The sequence below is a fragment of the Thalassobacillus sp. B23F22_16 genome (assembly GCF_043496955.1).
Lineage (GTDB): Bacteria > Bacillota > Bacilli > Bacillales > Halobacillaceae > Thalassobacillus > Thalassobacillus devorans_A.
This window is the reverse complement of record NZ_JBIEKD010000019.1, coordinates 37,873-60,107: the sequence shown is the minus strand read 5'-3', so window position 1 is coordinate 60,107 and position 22,235 is coordinate 37,873. Positions and strand designations below refer to the sequence as shown.

General features: G+C 43.4%; 21 protein-coding genes. 8 read left to right on the top strand and 13 right to left on the bottom strand.

Going from position 1 to position 22,235, the window contains the following annotated elements:
• The first annotated feature begins 50 nt into the window (after positions 1 to 50).
• Positions 51 to 908: a GNAT family N-acetyltransferase gene (locus tag ACGTNI_RS14640; RefSeq protein WP_394463546.1), complete on the top strand. Its 858-nt coding sequence runs from the start codon at positions 51 to 53 to the stop codon at positions 906 to 908.
• Between the two features lie 53 nt (positions 909 to 961).
• Here the strand turns inward: ACGTNI_RS14640 and rnr are convergent, their stop codons facing one another.
• From rnr to secG, 3 genes are all read right to left on the bottom strand, one after another.
• Entirely contained in the window at positions 962 to 3,274 is a 2,313-nt protein-coding gene (gene rnr, locus ACGTNI_RS14635) for a ribonuclease R (RefSeq protein WP_394463545.1), read from the bottom strand.
• A 57-nt stretch (positions 3,275 to 3,331) separates the two neighbouring features.
• The gene (locus tag ACGTNI_RS14630; protein ID WP_394463544.1) at positions 3,332 to 4,075 is read right to left on the bottom strand and encodes an alpha/beta hydrolase; all 744 of its coding nucleotides are present in this window, start codon (positions 4,073 to 4,075) and stop codon (positions 3,332 to 3,334) included.
• Between the two features lie 178 nt (positions 4,076 to 4,253).
• Positions 4,254 to 4,487 carry a preprotein translocase subunit SecG gene (gene secG / locus ACGTNI_RS14625; protein ID WP_062441084.1) on the bottom strand — a complete coding sequence of 78 codons (234 nt, stop codon included), beginning with the start codon at positions 4,485 to 4,487 and terminating at the stop codon, positions 4,254 to 4,256.
• Positions 4,488 to 4,786: 299 nt separating this feature from the next.
• Between secG and ACGTNI_RS14620 the strand changes: the two genes are divergently transcribed.
• The 6 genes from ACGTNI_RS14620 (at position 4,787) to ytzI (ending at position 10,654) form a co-directional block, all read left to right on the top strand.
• Entirely contained in the window at positions 4,787 to 5,536 is a 750-nt protein-coding gene (locus tag ACGTNI_RS14620) for a DeoR/GlpR family DNA-binding transcription regulator (protein ID WP_394463543.1), read from the top strand.
• Positions 5,533 to 6,447, top strand: coding sequence for a 1-phosphofructokinase (pfkB, locus tag ACGTNI_RS14615; RefSeq protein ID WP_394463542.1), 915 nt, complete (start codon positions 5,533 to 5,535; stop codon positions 6,445 to 6,447). Before ACGTNI_RS14620 ends, pfkB begins: the two co-directional genes overlap by 4 nt.
• A 13-nt stretch (positions 6,448 to 6,460) precedes the next feature.
• Positions 6,461 to 8,347 (top strand): PTS fructose transporter subunit IIABC, encoded by a 1,887-nt coding sequence (locus ACGTNI_RS14610; RefSeq protein ID WP_394463541.1) that lies wholly within the window; start codon positions 6,461 to 6,463, stop codon positions 8,345 to 8,347.
• A 53-nt stretch (positions 8,348 to 8,400) separates the two neighbouring features.
• Positions 8,401 to 8,667 (top strand): phosphocarrier protein HPr, encoded by a 267-nt coding sequence (locus ACGTNI_RS14605; protein ID WP_394463540.1) that lies wholly within the window; start codon positions 8,401 to 8,403, stop codon positions 8,665 to 8,667.
• 4 nt (positions 8,668 to 8,671) lie between these two features.
• Positions 8,672 to 10,387: a phosphoenolpyruvate--protein phosphotransferase gene (gene ptsP / locus ACGTNI_RS14600; protein ID WP_394463539.1), complete on the top strand. Its 1,716-nt coding sequence runs from the start codon at positions 8,672 to 8,674 to the stop codon at positions 10,385 to 10,387.
• Between the two features lie 93 nt (positions 10,388 to 10,480).
• Positions 10,481 to 10,654, top strand: coding sequence for a YtzI protein (ytzI, locus tag ACGTNI_RS14595; RefSeq protein ID WP_394463538.1), 174 nt, complete (start codon positions 10,481 to 10,483; stop codon positions 10,652 to 10,654).
• Between the two features lie 32 nt (positions 10,655 to 10,686).
• Here the strand turns inward: ytzI and cysI are convergent, their stop codons facing one another.
• From cysI to ACGTNI_RS14550, 9 genes are all read right to left on the bottom strand, one after another.
• Complete coding sequence (gene cysI / locus ACGTNI_RS14590; RefSeq protein WP_394463537.1) at positions 10,687 to 12,402, bottom strand: assimilatory sulfite reductase (NADPH) hemoprotein subunit; 1,716 nt, start codon at positions 12,400 to 12,402, stop codon at positions 10,687 to 10,689.
• A 34-nt stretch (positions 12,403 to 12,436) separates the two neighbouring features.
• A complete protein-coding gene (locus ACGTNI_RS14585) occupies positions 12,437 to 14,278 on the bottom strand; it encodes an assimilatory sulfite reductase (NADPH) flavoprotein subunit (protein WP_394463536.1) in 1,842 nt (613 codons plus the stop codon).
• A gap of 63 nt (positions 14,279 to 14,341) precedes the next feature.
• Positions 14,342 to 15,145 (bottom strand): uroporphyrinogen-III synthase, encoded by an 804-nt coding sequence (locus ACGTNI_RS14580; protein ID WP_394463535.1) that lies wholly within the window; start codon positions 15,143 to 15,145, stop codon positions 14,342 to 14,344.
• Positions 15,146 to 15,150: 5 nt separating this feature from the next.
• On the bottom strand, positions 15,151 to 15,801 hold the full coding sequence (locus tag ACGTNI_RS14575; RefSeq protein WP_394463534.1) for an NAD(P)-binding protein: 651 nt from the start codon (positions 15,799 to 15,801) through the stop codon (positions 15,151 to 15,153).
• The gene (locus ACGTNI_RS14570) at positions 15,791 to 16,549 is read right to left on the bottom strand and encodes a sirohydrochlorin chelatase (RefSeq protein WP_394463533.1); all 759 of its coding nucleotides are present in this window, start codon (positions 16,547 to 16,549) and stop codon (positions 15,791 to 15,793) included. The genes ACGTNI_RS14575 and ACGTNI_RS14570 overlap by 11 nt, the downstream gene beginning before the upstream one ends.
• A 21-nt stretch (positions 16,550 to 16,570) precedes the next feature.
• Positions 16,571 to 17,338 carry a uroporphyrinogen-III C-methyltransferase gene (gene cobA, locus ACGTNI_RS14565; RefSeq protein ID WP_394463532.1) on the bottom strand — a complete coding sequence of 256 codons (768 nt, stop codon included), beginning with the start codon at positions 17,336 to 17,338 and terminating at the stop codon, positions 16,571 to 16,573.
• 49 nt (positions 17,339 to 17,387) lie between these two features.
• On the bottom strand, positions 17,388 to 17,981 hold the full coding sequence (gene cysC, locus ACGTNI_RS14560) for an adenylyl-sulfate kinase (RefSeq protein ID WP_394463531.1): 594 nt from the start codon (positions 17,979 to 17,981) through the stop codon (positions 17,388 to 17,390).
• A 5-nt stretch (positions 17,982 to 17,986) separates the two neighbouring features.
• On the bottom strand, positions 17,987 to 19,144 hold the full coding sequence (sat, locus tag ACGTNI_RS14555; protein ID WP_394463530.1) for a sulfate adenylyltransferase: 1,158 nt from the start codon (positions 19,142 to 19,144) through the stop codon (positions 17,987 to 17,989).
• Positions 19,145 to 19,174: 30 nt separating this feature from the next.
• On the bottom strand, positions 19,175 to 19,909 hold the full coding sequence (locus tag ACGTNI_RS14550; protein WP_394463529.1) for a phosphoadenylyl-sulfate reductase: 735 nt from the start codon (positions 19,907 to 19,909) through the stop codon (positions 19,175 to 19,177).
• Positions 19,910 to 20,335: 426 nt separating this feature from the next.
• Here ACGTNI_RS14550 and ACGTNI_RS14545 point away from each other — a divergent pair, with 426 nt between their 5' ends.
• Positions 20,336 to 21,241 carry a sulfite exporter TauE/SafE family protein gene (locus ACGTNI_RS14545; RefSeq protein WP_062441128.1) on the top strand — a complete coding sequence of 302 codons (906 nt, stop codon included), beginning with the start codon at positions 20,336 to 20,338 and terminating at the stop codon, positions 21,239 to 21,241.
• Between the two features lie 117 nt (positions 21,242 to 21,358).
• Here ACGTNI_RS14545 and ACGTNI_RS14540 read toward each other — a convergent pair whose 3' ends face one another.
• Positions 21,359 to 21,937: a nitroreductase family protein gene (locus ACGTNI_RS14540; protein WP_394463528.1), complete on the bottom strand. Its 579-nt coding sequence runs from the start codon at positions 21,935 to 21,937 to the stop codon at positions 21,359 to 21,361.
• Positions 21,938 to 22,235 lie beyond the last annotated feature (298 nt).

The following is a 22,235-nucleotide window of genomic DNA, read 5'->3' as shown; positions in this document are numbered from 1 at the left end:
TCCTGGAACAAGGTTTAACTTTCTTGAAGTATAAAAAAGGGGCGGGGACATTGGGAAAACAAGTGCTTGATATTCGAAAGCTGGAGTGGGGAGATTTAGATAACCTGAAAAAAATGGATACAGGGATTGAAGATGACTATGTTATCCGTATCTTCCCAAAACTTATCGAATCGGAGGAGCATGATATATACGGATTATTCCAAGGGGAAGCTTTATTAAGTGTAGCAGGTTACACTATTTTTGCTGATAAGTTTGCCATGCTTGGGAGAATGCGTAGTGACCGGCGTTATATCGGGCATGGTTTTAGTACGGAAGTGATGTCCTTCATCGCTGAGTTATTAAGTAAGAAACCAAATATTCATTGGATCGGCGCTAATACACAAACTCACAACTATCCCGCCCAGCGCGTGATTGAAAGATCGGGAATGAAGCCCGGACCTGTCCATTACTATGCGATATTAAAGACAAAAACACATCATCCAGGTAAAAGTGGTCGGCTATGGAAGAAGATTGAAGAACTTGACCAGAAAAGAATCCTGTTATCATCACTTAATGATAATGCCCTTGGAGCTTTCCCTTATGAATGCTACTACCCTCTGCCGTTTGATAAGGTACTATTCACGGATGAATACTTAAACGAATGCACCTTTTACATAAACCCGGAAGAAGATAGATTTGTCATTTTCCGTAACGATCAAAAAGGTGACCTTCATACACATGTAAAATACTTTTGGGACGATCATTTCGAGCAGCCAGGCTTTTTCGAAACAGTCTATCAAAACTGGAACGAAAACCCGGAAGCCGCTGGAGCCTGGATTGATTTTTCCGAAACTGGATTTAAAAACATACCTGACCCATCTATTTTCGAAGTACAAAAGCCTTGGAGACTATATAGCAAATGGTTTTAACCTCCAATTAAACAAAAAAGCTGCCAGCATTACCGGCAGCTTTTTGTTTTATATTATTTCTTTTTCTTCTTATTCTTCTTTCTTTGTTTCAGTCCTTTATTGTTATAGAAAGGCTTCTTACTCTTGTTTTTACCCTTTTCTTTTTTCTTCCCGCTCTTGTTTTCAGAAGTACGATTGGCACTTCTTGTTTTGATGACCTTCGGCTTGGCATTTGGGTCACGTTCTTTGCGCGGTTTCATCCCGACAATTTCAAAGTCGACTACGCGCTCTTCGAGATTTACGTTCGTCACACGGACGGTCACTTCATCACCAATACGGAACACATTTCCTGTCCGCTCACCGATCATGGCATACTGCCGTTCTTCAAAATGATAATAGTCATCAGTCAGATAACTGACATGGACAAGTCCTTCAACAGTGTTTGGCAGTTCCACGAATAGGCCGAAGCTGGTTACTGAACTGATAACACCTTCAAACTCTTCCCCGACTTTATCTTGCATATACTCAGCTTTCTTCAAGTCATCTGTTTCCCGTTCCGCATCGACGGCTGCCCGCTCCATCTCAGAAGAATGACGGGCAATTTCAGGCATTTTTTCTTTCCAATGCTGCTGCGTTTTCTCATCCAGTTTCTTTTCTACCAAATAAGTTCGGATCAACCGGTGTACAATCAAGTCTGGATAACGCCTGATTGGTGACGTGAAATGGGTATAAAAATCAGTAGCAAGCCCAAAGTGGCCGATACTTTGCGGATCATATTTTGCCTGCTGCATCGAACGGAGCATCAATTTGGATATAATCATTTCTTCCTGGGTTCCCTCGATCCCTTCCAACACTTTTTGCAGTGCTTGTGGGTGTATTTCGTTGGCGGTACCGCGCACCACGTATCCGAGGTTGGCAACGAACTCAAAGAAATGCTGAAGCTTATCAGGGTCTGGATCCTGGTGAATCCGGTGAATGAACGGCACATCCATCCAATGGAAATGCTCTGCAACTGTTTCGTTGGCTGCGAGCATGAACTCTTCAATCAACCGCTCCGCGACAGAACGCTCACGAAGTTTTACATCGATGGCTTTACCTTGTTCATCGACAATGACACCGGCTTCTTTGAAATCGAAGTCGATAGCTCCGCGTCCCATACGTTTTCTTCTTAAAGTAGCAGCAAGCTTCCCCATGTCCGTGAACATCGGGATAAGCTCCTTATATCGCTCCATCAATTCAGGGTCCTGATCTTCCAGTATCTTATTTACATCTTTGTATGTCATCCGCTCATTGGTCCTTATGACACTCTGGAAAATCTCATGATTCACTACCTCACCGTTTGAATCGATCTCCATTTCACAAGACAATGTCAACCTGTCAACTTGTGGATTCAAAGAACATATTCCATTGGATAAACGATGCGGAATCATAGGAATTACACGATCGACCAGATAGACACTTGTTGCTCGTTCAGCAGCTTCCTGATCAATAGGAGAACCCTCTTCCACATAGTAAGAAACATCTGCGATATGGACACCCAGCTTGAAGTTGCCATTGTCCAGTCTTTTGACCATAACAGCATCATCAAGGTCCTTCGCATCAGCTCCATCAATCGTCACAATCATTTCATCACGCAAATCGCGGCGATTTTTGATTTCATCCGGTGAAATTTCATCCGGTGTATTTTTGGCCTGTTCCAGTACCTCATCAGGGAAATCAAGTTTGATTCCATGTTTATAAATAATGGAAATGATATCAATTCCCGGGTCATTCTTATGTCCAAGGATTTCTTCAATCTCACCCTCAGCACTCATCCTGTCTTCCGGGTATTTGGTAATCTTGACTATTACCTTATGCCCGTCGGCAGCACCATTGGCCGACCCTTTCGGTATAAAAATATCATTTGGTATCCGCTTGTCATCAGCGATGACAAACCCGAAGTTTCTGCTAGGCTGATAAGTACCCACTACTTTGTCTGTTGCTCGCTCCAGGATCCGGATGACGGCACCCTCAGGTCTTGCTCCAGACTCATCTCTCTTTTCTACTCTTACAAGAACCTTGTCATTATTCATAGCAGAATGAAGGTCGGAATGGTGGATGTAAATATCATCCTTGCCTTCTTCATCGGGGATAAGAAATGCAAACCCTTTCGCATGCATTTGGATTCGTCCCCTGATCAAATTCATTTTCTCCGGTAAGCCAAAACGGTTCTTGCGTGTACGTACAAGCTCTCCTTGTTCTTCCAATTCATTCAGTGTCTTCATGAGGTCTGAAAAGTCATCGGCTCCATCGAGCTCAAGCGTTTCTTCTAGTTCTTGTACTGATAGTGGTTTTGATGCCGATTCATGAAAAAAGTCCAATACTTTGTTTTTCAATTCCTTACTCAAAACGCTTCATCCTCCTTTATCGTTCCGTGACATTCCGACCTTGGCGGACATTGATACTCAATCCCAGTCCAATGATTCTAAAAACTCAAGAACATCCTGGTGCAGTTCATCTTTTTCTTTATCCATCGTGATGACATGTCCCGAATTCTCATACCATTTTATGTCTTTGTGATCGGATTCCACATGGTTATATATATAGTTAGCACTATCCTTGTTGATCATTTCATCTTTAGCGGCCTGAACAACGAAAGTCGGGGTATAAATGTGATCGATATGGTCATGGACTTCATTAATAAACTGCCCGAGCTGCTTAAACATATCTTCCGACTGATCCATCAGCTCTTCTACTTCCTGCTGGATCGTTTCTTTGTCTTTCCCCTCTAATTGCTTATATTCTTTTGCTTTGAAGCGAAATCCTCCCGTCAATTGTTCTTCATTATCAAAGAACATCGGCGCACACATTGGAATGACACCTCTAACCTGCTCTGAATAAGCAAGCTTTAGTCCAAGCACCCCTCCAAGCGAAAGACCTGCCACAGCTATTTTTTCATAGCCCAGTTCCCGTAGATGGTTCAAGGCTTCCTGTACATCTTCCCACCAATCTTCAGGGGTAGCCTTCGTCAGCTCTTCCGGCGGAAGTCCATGTCCTCGGTAAATAGGCGCATGACTAGTATAACCATGTTTTTGCAGAAAGCGTCCCATCATTCGAACATCTGCGGAATGTCCTGTAAATCCATGTAGTAACAATACCGCACGTTCTCCTTCTTCAAACGTAAACGGTTGTGGTTGTTTTATTTTCATATGTCAGTTCTCTCCTTACCTTTGTAATTCCCTATAACAGTAGATTTCATTCTCATTTAGCAAGCCTTTTTATTTTAGCAGACGGCTCCATATACTTCCTACCTGTTTGCTTTCTATTTCTGTTAAAAGCAAAAAGTAAAGCCGCGCTAGATCAGCGCGGCTTTCTCTGGCTTCATTATTAACTTAATACATAAGCAGCTAAAAATGCGAATACGAAGAATAGCACTCCCGTAACAATGGTAGCTTTGTGGAGTACGGCATCGATTCCTCTTGCTTTTTGCTTACCGAATAATTGTTCAGCCCCACCGGAAATGGCACCTGAAAGACCTGCGCTTTTACCGGATTGAAGAAGAACTAGAACGATCATGACCAGTGTATCGACTGTTAATAACGTGATTGCGAGTGTTTGCATGATGTGACTGACACCTCCTAAGAACGCACAAATACATAATGTAAATGTAGCACAAATTCCCATTATGGGCAAGATAATATAGAATGCTCCAGGTGACAAATTGACTGACCCTAAAAGACTTGTTTCTTTGCCTGTCATTTACTGTTTGTAAAAGTACGTAAAAGAACACACTTGAATGGTAATGACTGATTTCATTCACAAATTCGACTGAATTTGATTGATTTTGAATGTTTTTGATTGAAAAATGAAAGGGCTTCCTTTATGATAAATGTAGGTTAACTTGAAAGGAGTGTCAGCCTATGTTGACCCCTGAACGCCACCAGGTTATTTTGAGCCTGCTACAGGATAGAAAAACAGTTAAAATGAAGGAACTCGTCGAAGCTACCAATGCTTCAGAATCTACCATCAGGCGTGATCTCAGCTTTTTAGAGGAAAAGAAGAAACTCCGCCGGGTCCATGGGGGAGCTTCCATAAAAAGTGCAGCAAGTGAAGAACTTAGCCTGCAGGAAAAAAAGACAGTCCACCTTAATGAAAAACAAGCCATTGCCAAATATGCAGCAAGCCTTGTCCGGGAAGGCGATAGTATTTTTCTTGATGCCGGTTCGACCACTTATGAGATGATTCCTTTTTTAGCCCCAAAAAATATATTAGTCGTCACCAACGGGCTTTCCCACTTGGAGACCCTGACCAGCTATGACATTGACACATACGTGATCGGTGGCCGAATTAAACGAAAGACGCGTGCGGTAATCGGCGCACATGCTGTCCAAAGCCTAAAACATTACCGTTTCGATAAAAGTTTTCTCGGTATCAACGGGGTCCATCCCAAAGAAGGATTTACGACGCCCGATCCTGAGGAAGCGGTTGTAAAAAATACCGCCCTTCAATTGTCGGGAGAAACTTTCATATTAGCTGATGCCTCAAAGCTCAATGAAGTGACATTTGCTAAAGTTGCAGACATTAAGGATGCTGTCATCATTTCGGATGCCCCTGATGATTTATTACCATCATTTAAAGAACTAACAGAAGTAAAGGTTGTGACATCATGATATATACGTGTACGCTGAACCCTTCCATTGACTACATTATGCATGTGGATAAGTTTAAACCAGGAGGGTTGAACCGCGCAGAAAGAACCTTATATTATCCGGGGGGCAAAGGGATTAATGTTTCCCGCGTACTGAACCAGCTGTCTACCCCTTCCACCGCTTTAGGTTTTGCCGGGGGGTTCACGGGTGAGTTCATCCGTTCTTTCTTAGATGAAGAGGGAGTGTCCCACCATTTTATAGAAATAGGAGAACCTTCCCGCATTAACGTCAAAATGAAATCAGGCGATGAAACAGAGATCAATGGACCAGGTCCGTCGATCACTTCTGCCCAGCAAACAGAATTGTTATCTTCCATAGAAAAACTATCACCAGAAGATACATTAGTAATTGCAGGGAGTGTTCCAGCTTCCCTGGATAAAGATATTTACTTGAAAATCGCCAGCATATGCAAACAGAATAATATTTCTTTAGTGGCTGACACCTCTGGTGCTGCACTTAAACAGCTGGTTGGATCACCGGTAATGTTGTTGAAACCGAACCACCACGAGTTAGGTCAGTTGTTCGAAACAAACGTCACTACTAAAGACGACGCCGTCTTTTATGCCAAAAAACTGGTTGAGCAAGGTGCCAAGAACGTCATTGTTTCTATGGGTGGAGATGGTGCTGTTCTAGTCGATTCCCAGCGTGCTTTGCTTGCTAATGTCCCACAAGGACAAGTGAAAAACTCAGTCGGAGCAGGAGATTCAGTAGTAGCTGGCTTCTTGGCAGGTCTATCGACCGGAAACAACGTTGAAACAGCCTTACGATATGGGGTAGCTGCCGGAAGTGCTACAGCATTCAATGACGACCTCTGTAAACAAGAAGAAGTAGATGCACTGCTCCAGGATATTGAAGTTACCGGGTTAAATTAAAGGAGGGATTTTCATGAAAATAACAGATTTATTGAAAAAAGACACGATTCTGTTGGACCTATCCGCTCATTCCAAAGCGGAAGCAATCGATGAACTGGTAAGTAAATTGGATCAGGCAGGACGTTTAAATGATAAGCAAGGATTTAAAGAGGCCATTTTAGAACGTGAAGCACAAAGTACCACCGGGATAGGTGAAGGAATTGCTATTCCCCACGCTAAGACAAGTGCGGTAAAAGAACCAGCCATTGCATTTGGCCGCTCATCCGAAGGACTTGACTATGAATCCCTTGATGGACAGCCGACAAACCTGTTTTTTATGATTGCAGCTTCTGAAGGTGCTAATAAGACACACCTGGAAACTTTATCCCGCTTATCTTCTTTCTTAATGGATAAAAATTTCCGTTCACAACTCGAGCAGGCAAAAACAGAAGACGAAGTCATCGAAGCTATCAATGCCAAAGAGGCTGAAGAAGATGAAGGCGAAGTGGAAGCAGAGGGTTCCGATAGTCGAATCTTAGCAGTCACCGCATGTCCGACAGGTATCGCGCACACCTATATGGCTGCCGATAAATTGAAAGAGACAGCTAAAGAAAAAGGAATTAACATCAAAGTACAGACCAATGGTTCCAGTGGAGTCAAAAACCGTCTCACCGACGAAGATATCGCACAAGCAGACGCAATCATCGTGGCAGCTGATACAAAAGTTGAAATGGAAGGCTTCAAAGGAAAACCTGTCATTGAAGTGCCAGTAGCAAAAGCCATCCATGAGCCAGAAAAACTTCTGGAGCGTGCCGTAAACAAAGATGCTCCGATTTACCAGGGGGGCGGCAATTCTTCTGAGCGCTCATCCAATGAAGGAAATCAGCGCACAGGCGTTTATAAGCACTTGATGAACGGTGTTTCCAACATGCTTCCATTCGTTGTTGGAGGCGGAATCCTGATTGCCATTTCCTTTTTATTCGGTATCAATGCAGCAGACCCATCAAGTGATGAATATAATCGCTTCGCTGAAATGCTCAGCATTATTGGCGGAGATAACGCCTTCTTCTTACTTGTTCCAGTACTGGCCGGCTTCATTGCTTCCAGTATCGCTGACCGCCCTGGTTTCGCTCCTGGTATGGTCGGTGGTTTAATAGCGATCACCACTGGTGTAGAAGGAACTAGCGGTTCTGGTTTTCTTGGCGGTCTGATTGCAGGTTTCCTTGCTGGTTATTTGACTCTTGGAATTAAGAAACTGCTGGAAGGATTGCCTGATATGCTGGATGGTCTAAAAACCGTGTTATTCTATCCAGTACTAGCTATTTTCGGTACGGGAATGATCATGCTTCTTATCAACCCTCCTTTGACTCAGATTTACAGTGGGGTACTAAGCTGGTTAGAAGGTATGGGCGGCACGAATCTTGCCTTAGTAGGTCTGCTTTTGGGTGGAATGATGGCCATCGATATGGGTGGTCCGATTAATAAGGCTGCTTATACATTCGGACTTGCGATGATTGACGCTCAAAACTATGAATTCATTGCGGCTATCATGGCTGGCGGTATGGTTCCGCCACTGGCAATGGGAATTGCAACCTTAATCTTTAAAAACAAATTCACATTACAGGAACGCGAAGCAGGGAAGACAGCCCTTCCATTAGGTGCATTTTTCATTACAGAAGGTGCTATTCCTTTCGCTGCTGCTGACCCGGTACGGGTTATTCCTTCTCTCGTAGTAGGTTCAGCTGTTGCTGGATCCCTTACCATGTTGTTCGGAATCCAGTTATTTGCCCCGCATGGAGGGGTATTCGTATTCCCGCTTGTAGAAGGTGGATGGTATCTTTATACAATCGCTATATTAATCGGAGCATTTATCAGTGCTCTTATTGTAGGATTCTTGAAAAAAGACCTGCAAAAAGCTTAAAATGGTATAGTTAAGGTATGAACAAAGAGAACTCTTTTGAGGAGGAATAAATCATGCAAGAAAAAACTTTTACAATTACATCGTCTGACGGGGTACATGCACGCCCGGCAACAGTACTTGTACAGAAGGCAGGAAATTTCGAGTCTGATATTAACCTGCATTATAAAGAGAAGGCTGTAAACTTGAAATCCATTATGGGTATTATGAGTCTTGGTATTCCATCTGGAGCAGATGTGAAAATTACAGCTCAAGGCAATGACGAAGAAGAAGCGATTCAACAATTACAAGAAACCATGAAAAACGAAGGCCTGGGGGAATAACAACATGAGTCACATCAAAGGGATTGCAGCTTCCAGCGGTATTGCTATCGCAAAGGTATACCGCCTTGAGGCTCCAGACCTTTCCTATAACAAAAACAATGTCGACGTTCCGGAAGATGAAGTGAAACGGTTGCATGAAGCACTGGACATTTCCAAGGCTGAACTTGAGAAAATTAAAGAACATACAAAGAAATCACTTGGGGATGAGCATGCAGAAATCTTTTCTGCCCACCTGCTGGTACTTAGCGACCCTGAATTGATCCAGCCGATTGAGGATAAAATCAAGTCTGAAAACGTCAATGCTGAAGCAGCATTGGATGAGACAGCAAATATGTTCATCGATATGTTCAAAAACATGGATAATGAATATATGCGCGAACGTGCCGCTGATATCCAGGATGTCACCAAGCGCGTCATGGCTCACCTATTGGGGGTTACATTCCCGGATCCTGCTTTAATCAATGAAGAAGTTGTTATTGTAGCAGACGATCTCACCCCTTCAGATACTGCTCAATTGAACAAACAGTATGTCAAAGGGTTTACGACAGATATCGGAGGTCGTACTTCCCACTCAGCTATCATGGCACGCTCCCTGGAAATTCCTGCGGTAGTTGGAACAAAAGAAATCACCAGTAAAGCTGAAAAAGATGAAACAATCATTGTTGACGGAATTGATGGTGATGTAATTGTAAATCCTTCCGAGGAAGAATTGGAATCTTATCAACAGAAAATGAACGATTTTGAAAAACAAAAACAAGAATGGGCGAAGCTCAAGGATGAGCCAACCGTCACAGCGGATGGAACGCACGTCGAGCTTGCGGCAAATATCGGTACACCAGATGACGTTGAAGGTGTATTGAATAACGGTGGCGAAGGTGTCGGCCTTTACCGTACCGAATTCCTTTATATGGGGAAGAGTCAACTACCAACGGAGGAAGAGCAGTTCGGTGCTTATAAGTCCGTACTAGAACAAATGGAAGACAAGCCTGTAGTCGTCCGTACACTCGACATCGGCGGTGACAAAGAACTGGATTACCTTGATCTTCCTAAAGAACTGAATCCATTTTTAGGCTTCCGCGCTATCCGTCTCTGCCTGGAGCGAGATGATATCTTCCGTACCCAGTTGCGTGCGCTTTTGCGGGCCAGTGTGCACGGTAACCTGAAAATCATGTTCCCGATGATCGCTACGCTGGAAGAATTCCGTGAAGCGAAAAACATGCTCAATGAAGAAAAGTTGAAACTGAAAGAAGAGGGCCATGACATTTCCGATGACATCGAAGTTGGTATTATGGTAGAAATTCCAGCGACTGCGATGATTGCACGCCAATTCGCTAAAGAGGTCGACTTCTTCAGTATCGGAACAAATGATCTGATTCAATATACAATGGCAGCCGACCGTATGAATGAACGAGTTTCCTACTTGTACCAGCCATACAACCCGGCGATATTGAACTTGATCAATAACGTCATCGAAGCGGCTCATGCAGAAGGAAAATGGGCAGGTATGTGCGGCGAAATGGCCGGAGACTCCATAGCTATTCCTATCCTGCTTGGGTTGGGACTTGATGAATTCAGTATGAGCTCAACATCCATTCTTCCTGCACGTACACAGCTGAAGGACTTATCCAGAGAGGAAATGGCTTCTTATAAAGACACCCTGCTCGCTATGGGTACAGCAGATGAAGTTGTGGCATTCATTAAAGAAAAAACAAATCAGTAATAGTAAATGAAGGCGTTTTGTGAAACAATAATAGAGAGAAGGAGATGAATTCTCCTCTCTTTATTATTTTTATTAAAAGAAAGAAGTGTTGGTATGACTTACACCATCATTATGATTGTTTCCGTGCTCATTGTTTTGGGAATTGCTGCCGCTTTCGGTTTCGCTGTCAACTCTGGCTACAATTATAAGCACACGGTAGATCCACTTCCAGATAATGAAGATAACAACCCTGAACATAAAACTGAAAATGAAGCTCCAAAAAGCTGACACTTTCCTGGAAGGCGTCAGCTTTTTGTGTTTCAATTATGGAAATCAAGGCCCGAATGAACCTCTTCTACATACCCGGCACGGATTACAAAATCTCCGAAATGTTCTTTGTCCTCTTTCTTCTCTGCATAATCGAACAATATAGGTTTTAATTCAGCAAGAATTTCCTCTTCTCCTATATTTTCACGATAAAGTTTATTTAAACGGTCGCCAGTGAAACCGGCACCCAAATACATATTATATTTACCTGGTGCTTTTCCGATGAAGGCAATCTCACCCAATGCAGGTCGTGAGCATCCATTGGGACAACCGGACATTCGGATGACTATTTCTTCCTCTTCAAGACCTGCTTCTTTCAGAATATCTTCGATTTTATCCAGCAGCACAGGCAGGTAACGTTCGGACTCCGCCATTGCCAAACCGCAGGTAGGGAGAGCAACACAGGACATAGAATTTCTACGCAGTGCAGAATTCTCTTCACCATCAGTCAAACCGTATTTTTGGACAAGTGAATCAATTTCCCGTTTCTTTTCTTCCGTCACATTGGCAATGATTACATTCTGGTTCGGAGTAAGCCGAAAATCACCCGTATGAACTTTGGCAATTTCTCTTAAGCCCGTTTTCAGGGACTGTTCATGGCTATCCTGAATCCTTCCATTCTGGATGAACAATGTCAAATGCCATTTCCCATTCCCTTTCATCCATCCATAACGGTCACCGTTATTTTCAAAGTGATACGGATGCTCTTCTGCCAACTCCCATCCCAGTCTATCGTTCAATTCCCTGATTAGCCAATCCACTCCATGTGCATCAATCGTATATTTAAACCGGGCATTTTTCCGCTCGGAGCGGTTTCCATAATCGCGCTGGATGGTAATGATGGTTTCCGCAACCTCTGTAATCTTATCAGCAGGACAAAAGCCGATGACACGCCCCAATTGAGGGTATGTGTTTGTATCGCCATGAGTCATCCCCATGCCGCCACCGGCAGTTACATTAAATCCTTTTAATTTGCCTGCTTCCACAATCGCAATAAATCCTAAATCCTGCGAAAACACATCAATATCATTAGAAGGAGGCACCGCGATTCCGATTTTGAATTTTCTTGGCAGATAGTATTTACCATACATTGGCTCGATTTCTTCATGTTCCCGGCTGTCGGCTACTTTTTCCTCATCCAGCCAAATCTCATGGTAAGCTTTCGTTTTCGGAAGAAGATGATCGCTTAATTCCTTCGCCAGATCATAGACCTCTGCATGTGTTTCTGACTGGTACGGCTGAACATTACACATGACATTACGGTTGACGTCACCACAAGCAGCAATGGTATCCATTAGCGACTGATTCATCTTTTGAAGACTTTTCTTCATATTCCATTTTAAAACGCCATGCAGCTGGAACGTCTGACGAGTTGTCAGTTTGAGCGTCCCATTTGCATAATGGTCCGCTACCTCATCCATGGTAAGCCATTGATCCGGTGTTGCTACGCCCCCTGGGAGACGGACACGCACCATGAATTGGTAAGCTGGCTCCAGCTTCTGCTTTCTACGTTCATTCCGTACATCCCGGTCATCCTGCTGATAGCTGCCATGAAATTTCAACAGCTTGGCATCTTCATCCTTTATTCCCGCTGTAATCGGGTCAGAAAAGCTTTCGGTAATTGTACCCCGGAGGTGGTCGCTTTTTTCTTTTATATTCTCCATTTCACTGGGCGGGCCATGGTGATGCTTCTTTTTCTGGTCTGTCATACTTAAACTCCTTCCCCTTTATGTCCCTGTTTCCTTAGTAAACGTCACGCTGGTATCGTTTTTCCTGCCTCATTTTACTCAGATAATCTTCTGCTTCTTCCTTTTCCAGACCGCCTTCCTGTTCCAAAACGGTCAGGAGGGCATTTTGAACATCGTGAGCCATATGTTTTTCATCGCCGCATACATAGATGACGGCTCCTTCGATCAACCATTGGTATAGTTCTTTGCCTTTTTCCAGCATCCGATGCTGAACATAGACTTTCTCCTCTGTGTCCCGGGAAAATGCGACATCCATCCTGGTAAGCAAGCCTTCCTTCAGCCACTTCTGCCATTCCGTCTGGTAAAGGAAATCTGATCTAAAATGCTGCTCACCGAAAAACAACCAAGTTTTTCCCTCTGCTCCGATTTCCTCCCGTTCCTCCAGGAATGCCCGATAAGGTGCCACCCCTGTTCCTGCCCCGATCATGATGATAGGAGTATCTGGGTTTTCCGGAAGTTTGAAATTAGGATTATGCTGAATATAGACTGGAAGCGTGTAGCCAGGCTGGGATCGTTCTGCACACTGGACGGAACATACCCCCGATCGGCTTCGCCCATGAGCGTCATACCTCAATGCTCCAATGGTAAGATGTACTTCATCCGGATTCGCCTTCAGGCTGCTCGCAATTGAATACAATCGTGGTGGTATTTTCCGTAATATAGTCACGAACTCCTGTGGTGAAGCTTGGATTTTATAATCCTGGATAAGATCAAGCAGATCCCTGCCCTCCAGATACTCTTTCAAATCTTCTTTCCGTTCAGGGTCAAGGAGTGTTTTTAACTGCTCATTACTAGTTAGCTCTGCTGCCTGTTCCAGCAACGGTTTCGTCAACCGGGTAATTTCAAAAAAGGAAAGAAGTGCTTCCCGAACGGATCTTAATTCCCCTTGTTTATCTACCTGTACCGATTCTTCCGGGTTCCACCCCATTGCTTCTATAAGTTGATCGACAAGAACAGGGTCATTTTGTGGAAATATCCCTAAACTATCGCCTGGTTCATACACAAGATTTGAACTTTCAAGATCCAGTTCCAAATGCCGTGTCTCTTTATTTGAGCCTCTGCCATTCAGATTCAGGTTCTCCAATATTTCTGCATCAAAAGGCTTTTTTCTTGAATAGACCGGTGAGGAAGGCGCCTCTGCTACTGTTGCTTGAGATGCTGTTGCATTTCCTTGCTCCCCCCGGCTTGCATTCAATTTAGTTAATACACCTTCAAACCATTCTTCCGCAGAGTCTTCAAAATCGACATCACAATCAACTCGGGGATGAAGCCTTTCTGCTCCTAATTCTTCCAGACGTTTATCAAAATCTTTTCCCGTCTGACAGAAATATTCGTAAGAACTGTCTCCAAGGGAAAGAACAGAGAAACGGACATCTGGAAGCTTTGGAGCCCGTTTACTATGAAGAAATTCGTAGAATGAAAGAGCATTATCCGGTGGATCTCCTTCACCATGGGTGCTGGCGATGATCAATAAATCCTCTGCATCCTTAATGGACTTCGGTTTGAAGTCATCCATGGAAGAAAGGGTGACCGTATAATCTTTTTCTTCCAGTTTCTTCGTCAATTCATCCGCAAGACCCTGCCCATTCCCTGTTTGGGAACCAAAAAGGACCGTTACTTCACGGACAGCAGCCGCTGACTCCTCAACCGATGCAGGTGCAGTTGACGAAGCTTCATGGACAGGCCCCTCCATTGTTGCTGCTGATTCCCCGCCAAAAGAAGCAGACAGACAACCGCTTAACCATATTTTCTGCGCCTCTGTCAATGTTGGCAAAAGGCGGTTCAGATATTCTACCTGCTCTTTAGTAAATGGACTATTCTCTACCTGAAACTGCAAAACTATCCACCTCACAAAAATTAATCTTTTTATACTGCAAATGCTGCTTAACCTTTAACCTAGTCACGGGCTTTGTGCTTGCCGGTAGTGGTGGTCAATGGCCACTACCATCGCCCCCATTTTAGAATCAACAGGCTGAAGAACGTCAGTAATGCCTTGTGCCGACAGCTCACCCGCTGTTACTTTCCCGATGGCTGCTGGTAAAACTTTATGGTTGAAGGCTTTCACTAGAATTTCACGGCCACTTTCATCATGGAATAAGTTTCTGACCTGGGTTTTACTGGTGAACACCACTGTATCCAGGTAGAGATCCGTAATATCACACTTCAGACTATTAATCACTTTATCCAGCGGCTTCTCATAATAATAAGGCTGTGACAGATAAACAGAGTATCCAAGATGATCCAGCGAATCTTTCAATCTGGCATCGTCCTGGTTATAAGCCTGCAAAAAAATATCTTCCTGATTAGCATTCGTAGAAAAAGCTGAAAGAAGACTTTCCATCGTCCCATCTGGTGAAACAATTTCTGCCTGGAGAGAATTCTCCTTCAGCCATTGCATTGTTTTCCTTCCTCTGACTGCCAATTGCGTCTGGTGTAACTTGTTGAGAAATTCTTTATGAACCCCTGCTTTCTTTGCTGCATCTTCCAAAGTTACCGCTCCTATTCCTGTGGTTAAAACCACCCAGTCAAACGGTTTTTCCAGAAAGTCATGGATGTTCTTCCTGCTCGTATCTTCATCCAGATGCTGCATACCCTGTAGCGGGTAGATAACAGGGATGCCGCCTTTATTCCGAATCATTTTGCTGATGACTTCAGCTTTTCTTTCTGCGGCTATCCCGATACGTCTTCCCTCCAGATTACTCACGCTTCTCACCCTCCTTCTGCCAGTTTCTTAAGCCATAAGATTGTCTGTTGCTGTTTTTCTTCATTCATAAAGGATTCATCTAAGAGTTCATGAAGAAATTGTCGTTTTTCCTGTTTAGTAAGGAGAGAATTCTTAATCAGCTGCCGGCACTCATATAAGAAATCCACATAACCTTCATAATCTGATTCAAATCGATTTTCCAACTCTTCTTTGATCTGAGAAGTAAGCATTGGACTTGCCCCACTAGTCGATACAGCCAGGGTCAATTTCCCTCTTGTCAGAAAAGCAGGAAACTGAACATTCCCCCTGCTTGCTTCCCCAGCAGAATTTACGAGCGGCAAACCTGAAGTGGGGTGGGGTACAGACAAAATCACTGACGGATCATTCGTTGCCACGACAGCCATGAATGCTCCTTCAAGATCATCAGGCTCAAAAAACTTCTTTTTCCAATTAACTTTCTTCTGCTCCCAGAACTTTTCTAATTCTGGTTCCAATGATGGACTGATGACCGTAATTACAGCCCTGCCCTGGAGGAGCACCCTGGCTCTTTTAGCTGCCACCTTTCCTCCTCCGATAATGACGACGCTCCTGCTGTTGAAGTCGATCATCAATGGCTGAAAATTGACTTCTTGCTGTTCTGGGAAATCATTGGGCATGATTTTTCACCTTTTTACCAGGAAGGAGTTCATAGACTCGCTCCGCCAATGCTTCAACCATCATTGGATGATCACCGAGATGATCGCATAAAATCACATGAAAACCGTCCTCCTGATACTCCCTGACTTTCTTCTGCATTGACTCTATTAAAATACCAGTGAACCATAGATATGGGACAACAATTGTCTGGCTATGACCTGCTTGAATGGACTTTTCCAGACCTTCTTCAAAAGAGGGCTGACAGGCAGCCAAGTAACAGGCGTCCACATGAATTCCACCAAGTTTTTGGGAAAGCTTCTTCTGAATCTTCTGTATGGCCGCAGGCGTTTCGGGGTTTCGACTTCCTCTCCCCACCAGGAGAATATTAGCATCCGGACAAATGGGTCCGTGCTTTTCATTAATACGCTCGATTAAAATATCAATCAGTCGCTCCTGGACTCCCAGAGGCTTACCATATTGAAATTCTATATCTGGATACTTGTTTTTAGCTGTTTCAATTTCCTTAGGTATATCTGTATAATAATGGCCGGCACGCAGCAATAAGACAGGGATAACCGCAATCTTATCTGCTCCCTTTTCCGCCAGCAGTCTGATTCCTTCCCCCATATCCGGTTGTGCCAGTTCCAAGTAACAGGTTTCCTGAAGTCCTATCCCCACCTTGGACTGGACGGAGTGAATGCAATCAGCTGCTTGTCGTCTTGCCTCCGGGACCCGGCTGCCATGGCTGACGTATAGTATTCCTTGCATAATGACCAGCCCTCCTTATCCCTACCCGACCACAGTCTTTGTTTCGTCTTGTTGCAGCTGCTCGAACCATTGTAACTGATCACGAAGCTTTACGACTTCGCCCACAATGATCATGGCAGGGTTTCTTATTCCTTTCGCTTTTTGTATGATATCTTCCAATGTACCTGTCACTGTGAGCTGGTCATCGGTCGTACCCGCTTGCACAAGGGCCACAGGTGTTTTACTATGACATCCGTTTCGAATCAGCAGCTCACAGATTTTTGGAAGTTTGTTTACACCCATATAGATACAAAGCGTATCCATGCATTTTACAACGTGCTTCCAATACGATTCTTCTTTTTGACCCAGCTTGCTTACTCCGGAAATAAAAGCGACAGAAGAACTGTAATCACGATGGGTGACAGGGATTCCAGCATAAGCGGGAGCAGCGACCCCTGAAGTAATCCCTGGGACAATTTCGAAGGGTATCCTTCGTTTGGCAAGCTCCCTGGCCTCCTCTCCTCCTCTGCCGAAGATGAATGGGTCGCCTCCTTTTAGACGCGTAACTGTTTTTCCTTGTAAGGCGAACTTGCAAAGCAGTCCATTAATGCTCTCCTGGGTCAGTGAATGATTATCTGGACTTTTCCCACAGTAAATAAGTTCAGCATAATCTGGAGCTTCCTCAAGAAGCTGTTCATTGATCAGCCGGTCGTACAATATTACGTCTGACTGCTGGATTGCTTTCAGTCCTTTTACGGTAATCAGATCAAGTTCCCCAGGACCTGCCCCGACCAAAAATACTTTTTTCATCGTAATGATCACTCCTTTTCCCCAAACCGAAACTTGTTATTTGGCATCCTTACAGCCATTCATTTTTCTCGAGAAAAGAAATGAGCTGCTCTGCACATTCATCTACACTGTATGCGTTAGACTCCAGTACCAGCTCTGGCGAAGCCGGTGACTCATATGGGGAATCAATTCCCGTAAATCCTTTTATTTCTCCAGTTCTTGCTTTTTTATAGAGGCCTTTCGGATCCCTGGACTCGCATTCGGACAGCGGGCAGTCGACATGAACCTCCAGAAAGTCACCAGGATCGATGATATCCCGGACACGGTCCCTGTCTTCCTGATACGGAGAGATAAATGCCGTCAAAACTATGGTCCCGCTATCCGCGAACAGCTTGGCGACTTCCCCGATTCTTCTTATGTTTTCTTTTCGATCCTCAGGTTTAAACCCCAAGCCCGCATTCAACCCATGCCGTATATTGTCACCATCCAGAATAAAACTTTGAATACCTCTTTCATACAGCTTCTTATTCACTTGATTGGCAATACTTGATTTGCCTGAACCAGACAGCCCGGTAAGCCAGACTACTCCACTGTGGTGTCCGTTTTTGCTCCGGTAATCCTTCGTTTCAATTGTCGCTTGGTGCCAGACGATATTCGAATCCAATCAGCTCACCCTTCCTGTCCTTGCTTTACAGTATTCTGGCTGTTCAATCCATTGATCAGTATTTCGACGACTTCAGGACGACTGAATGTTTTCGGAGGTTTTTCCCCATTTCTTAACAGCTCCCGTACTTTTGTCCCCGATAATATGACATGCTGGTCGTCATCATGTGGGCACGTTTTATGAGAAGCCATCCCCTCACATGCCAGGCAGTAAAAGCTATGTTCAAAAAAGAGTGGGGTGATTCCAAGCTCTTCGGGTTCAAAATTTCTGAAGATCTTCTGTGCATCGTAAGTGCCATAGTAATCACCAACACCGGCGTGGTCACGCCCGACTATGAAGTGTGTGCATCCGAAGTTTTTCCTGACTAGTGCATGGAATATCGCTTCCCTGGGACCTGCGTAACGCATTGCCGCATTAAAGACTGCGAGTGTAACGCGGCCTTTTGGGTAATAGTTTTTTAATAGCACCTGGTAGCTTTCCATCCTGACGTCGCTGGGAATATCATCACTTTTGGTTTCACCTACTAATGGATTGAGGAATAATCCGTCTACCGTTTCTAAAGCCGCTTTTTGAATATATTCGTGAGCCCTGTGGACAGGGTTTCTAGTTTGAAAGCCGACCACACGTTTCCAACCTGAATCTTTGAATAATGCTCTCGTCTCGGCAGGATCTAAGTAGAATTTTTCCTCATGTTCTCGTTGTGGTCTTTGGAGCAATTGAATCTTTCCAGCTACATAAAAATCAGGCCGGTCAAATAGTTTTTTAACTCCTGGATGTTCATAATCAGAAGTTAAGTATACTTGCTTAGCTTCCTGCTCTTTATCTGGTTGATAGATCTCCTCGATTTCAATCAATCCATAAACCGTTTCATCTTTATAAAGTTCTGCTACCTCTCCACTGTTCAGCCGCTCCGCCTGGTCCCGGCCAACCGGCAAAGTGATGGGAATGCTCCATGGAGTTCCATCCGCCAGTCTCATTCTCTCCACAACAGATTGATAGTCTTCTTTGGTAAGAAATCCTTCAATTGGGCTATAGGCTCCCGTAGCAATCAGCTCCAGATCGCTTAAAGCCATAGCATCAAGCTCGATACTTGCCGATGCCTCCTCCCAGTTTCCTTTCAGCCGGTTCACAAGCGTTCCTCCATGGGGTTCTATAAGTGTCATGAATGATTCCTCCTTATATTAGGTTTATGTCTAGTTTTTTTCTTCTGAAGATACATGAAGACCGCATTCGGTCTTGTTAAAACCGGTCCACCTTCCCGCTCTTGAGTCTTCTGGACTTTCAACAGCAAATGTGCAGGGTATACAACCGATGCTCGGATAATTGTTATCGTGAAGTTCATTGTAATCCAATTCATTTACTCGGATATAATCCCATACGTCATCCCACGTCCAATAGATGAGCGGGCAAACCTTAATGGACTTGAAGCGTTCATCTTTATTGACAAAATCAGTCTTACTCCGGCTTAAGGATTGCTCCCTCCTTAATCCTGAAATCCATGCATCCACTCCGCTAAGCGCATCCTCCAGGGGCTTAATCTTCCTGATATAACAGCATTGGTCCGGATTCTTTTTCCAAAGTGCTGAACCATGTTGTTGCGACTGCTCTTCTAGTGTCAGCTTGGGCTTTTTCATATGAATGATAAGATCAGGATATCTCTTTTTCACTTTCTCAATCAGGTCATAGGTTTCCTGGAAATGAAGACCGGTATCAAGAAAAACAATTTCTGCATCTTTTTTCACTTTTGCAATCAAATCAATTAAAACTATGCCTTCCGCTCCGAAGCTGCAAGCGTAAACAAGAGACTGTCCGTATGAGTTATAAGCCCACTTCAGGAGCTCTGACGCCCCTTTTGTATCATCAACAGGCTCCCAGCCTTTAAAAGGGTCTCCTGGAAAATTTTTATAACTAACTGCTGGTTGGTTCATTCGCCCCCTCCTCCTATTCAAGAAATTTTGTTTCTTATTACAAAGTTTCTCAACAAATCCTTAACTTATAAATCCGATAAGTTAACTAGGTTTTATGCGATTGATAAACATGATATGTGTAATTAAAAATAATGTCAATACTAATCAAAATATTTATACTTTTTTCCCAGTTTTGATGATCATATTGGCATGCAGGAAGCTGCTGTTCGTCCCTCTGGTATCCTCGTTTCAAGGTTACTTCGTACTTTTTTCCCCCAACTAGGCAAGTAGAACCGGTTTTTCATTACTGCTTGACAAGTAATGGATATTCCTTTAGATTGAAAGCTATTATTTCGAATAACGGCATTGACTACTTTAAAATATTTTTTTGAACTTAATCCCGAGTAAACTCATAGGTTTAGTATTAATAAATGGAGGCTGATTCATTTGAGGAAATTAATCATTTTTACATTAGTAGGTTTTTTTGCCCAATTGATTGATGGTGCGCTCGGAATGTCATACGGTTTAACCTCATCCACATTATTGATTGCATATGGAGTAGCTCCAGCGGTGGTCTCTTCCTCTATCCATATGGCTGAAATTGCTACCACAGCCGTTTCCGGTTATTCCCATTATAAATTCGATAATATAGATAAAAAATTAGTCCTGCCGCTAATCATTCCTGGATCGATCAGCGCTTTTCTCGGAGCCGCCTTTTTGAGCAGCCTTCCCGGGGAAAAGATCAAACCATTTATTTCTATCTTCCTTCTCCTTTTGGGGGTCTACATTGTAGCTCGTTTTTTACTCATGAAAACATCCAATGAAAAGCGAAGAGAGGTTCCTGTTAAAAATTGCTTCCTGTACCCTTTAGGTGCTTTAGCAGGATTTTTTGATGCTGTTGGGGGAGGAGGCTGGGGGCCGATCAACACACCGGTTCTTTTATCCAGAAAAGGGGCATTGCCAAGGAAAGTGATTGGTACGGTTGACACAACTGAATTTGCTATTACTATTTCTGCCACACTAGGATTTCTACTATTCTTAGGTTGGGAACAGCTTCATTGGTTATGGGTAGTATCCTTCATGATCGGGGGGGTAGCAGCAGCGCCGCTGGCCGCATGGCTTGTACGAATCGTCCCGCCATTCATACTTGGAGTAGGGGCTGGAGGTTTTATTATTTTGACAAATTTACGGACTCTCCTGCTTGCATTAAATATACCGGCAGACCTTATGGTTTTAATTTATGTCGTGATGGTACTTGGATGGGTCGCAGCTATTATCGCTTCTATACGGAAAAATTTTCATTTCCAAAAGAGAGAAAGAATTGTGGAGCCCAAAGGAGAAAATTTCGGGTAAAAAAATTGTTAATAATACCTGCTGCGTATACACAGAGGAGAGAAATATGTGTATACGCAGCAGGTTTTTTAAATCACCCTTACAGTAATTTTAAAGAGTGCTTCTATTATTTATTTGTCAATCGTTAATAAAATTCACTTTCTGTTCGATTGGTGTCCGTCTTTTTGGCTGGGGTATTCTATTTGGATAACCCATTTGTAATACAGAAACTATTTTATAAAGGTCAGGGTCAATACCACAGGATCGAGAAAATTCCCTATCATAAATATAGGGGTTTGTCGTCCATAATACCCCTACGCCATGACTCCATGCCAGTAATTGTACATTTTGAATAAAAGCACAGACAGCAGCATAATCCTCTTCAAACAGTCGCAGATCCTTTTCTTTTTCCATGTAAATGATAGCATGGTGCGGGATAGACAACAGATGTTGTTGAATGCCTTCCATGAGCTTCCGCTGTTTATCATTATCGTAACCTTCCGCATACCCCAAACGCAGATAACTTTCTGTAACCCGCTCAGCATAAGATGCCACCGCCTTATTTTGGATAATATGAACCTCCCACGGCTCTTTCATGCGGTGTGTCGGTGCCCATGATGCCCCAGCAAAAATCGATGTTAGTTTGCTTTCTTCCACATTTTGTGGGCTGAAATCATGAATTGATCTCCTCTGTTTGATTGCTTCATAGATTTTCATCCGCTCCACCCCTTCTGTCTATCAATAAAGTGAAAGTAACGGAAACATAGTAGAATGTCAAAATGTTTATGAAAAAATAATTAAAGTTATTGTTTAGATAATGTTAAAAAAATCAGGTCATATTGACCGAGACATACCTCCTCATAACAACAAAAAATTCACTACTAAAATACCATGATTACCTCTGAATTGTTGAAAAATAAAATCAGGTACCGCCAATTTTCCTGAGCTTTTATATCTACCTTTTCATTCCTCTATTTACATTACTTAACAACCAGTTAAAACTCACCACCTATAA